Source organism: Pseudochelatococcus sp. B33, from assembly GCF_053570585.1.
This window is the reverse complement of record NZ_JBSEFH010000077.1, coordinates 1-1,187: the sequence shown is the minus strand read 5'-3', so window position 1 is coordinate 1,187 and position 1,187 is coordinate 1. Positions and strand designations below refer to the sequence as shown.

Here is a 1,187-nt window from a genome sequence, read left to right as displayed (position 1 = left end):
ATGACCGACGTCTTCATCTGCGACTATATCCGCACGCCGATCGGCCGTTTCGGCGGGGCGCTGTCTCCCGTGCGCGCCGACGACCTGGCCGCGATCCCGCTCAGGGCGCTGATCGACCGCAATCCACAAGTCGACTGGGAAGCCGTGGACGACGTCGTCTTTGGCTGCGCCAATCAGGCGGGCGAGGACAACCGCAACGTCGCCCGCATGGCGCTGCTGCTGGCGGGGCTGCCCGTCGGCGTGTCGGGGACGACCATCAACCGGCTCTGCGGCTCGGGCATGGACGCCGTCATCACCGCCGCACGCGCAATCAAGGCCGGCGAGGCGGAACTGCTCGTCGCCGGCGGCGTGGAGAGCATGTCGCGCGCGCCCTTCGTGCTGCCCAAGGCCGAGACCGCCTTCTCCCGGCATGCCGAAATCCACGACACCACGATCGGCTGGCGCTTCGTCAACCCGCTGATGAAGGCGCAATACGGCGTCGATTCCATGCCCGAGACGGGCGAGAACGTGGCCGAGGATTTTGCGGTCAGCCGCGAGGATCAGGACCTGTTCGCCGTGCGCTCGCAGGCGAAGGCCGCCGCAGCGCAGGAGAACGGCCGTCTTGCCAGGGAAATCGTGCCGGTGACGATCCCGCAGCGCAAGGGCGACCCGCTCTTGGTGGCGAAGGACGAACACCCGCGCGCCACGACGCTCGAGGCGCTGGCGAAGCTGCCCACGCCCTTCCGCAAGGGCGGCACGGTGACGGCGGGCAATGCCTCGGGCGTCAACGACGGTGCTGCGGCGCTGATTCTCGCCAGTGCGGAGGCGGCGGCCAGATACGGTCTCACGCCGATTGCGCGTGTGCTGGGCGGCGCCGCGGCCGGCGTGCCGCCGCGCATCATGGGCATCGGCCCCGCGCCCGCCTCGAAGAAGCTCCTGGCGCGGCTCGGGCTTTCGGTGGCGGATTTCGACGTGATCGAGCTGAACGAGGCGTTCGCCAGCCAGGGCCTCGCCACCCTGCGCGATCTTGGCATCGCCGACGACGACCCGCGCGTGAACCCCAACGGCGGCGCCATCGCGCTCGGCCATCCGCTCGGCATGTCGGGCGCGCGCATCACCGGCACGGCGGCGCTGGAGCTCTCGCTCAGCGGCGGCAAGCGCTCGCTCTCCACCATGTGCATCGGCGTGGGACAGGGCATCGCCATCGC

The 1,187-nt window shown here is 70.4% G+C and carries 1 protein-coding gene; it reads left to right on the top strand.

All coding sequences use genetic code 11. The annotated features are described in order from the left end of the window. Window positions 1-1,187, top strand: a 1,187-nt coding sequence (gene pcaF / locus ACUSIJ_RS29610) for a 3-oxoadipyl-CoA thiolase (protein ID WP_449312001.1), incomplete at its 3' end; no start/stop codon positions are given.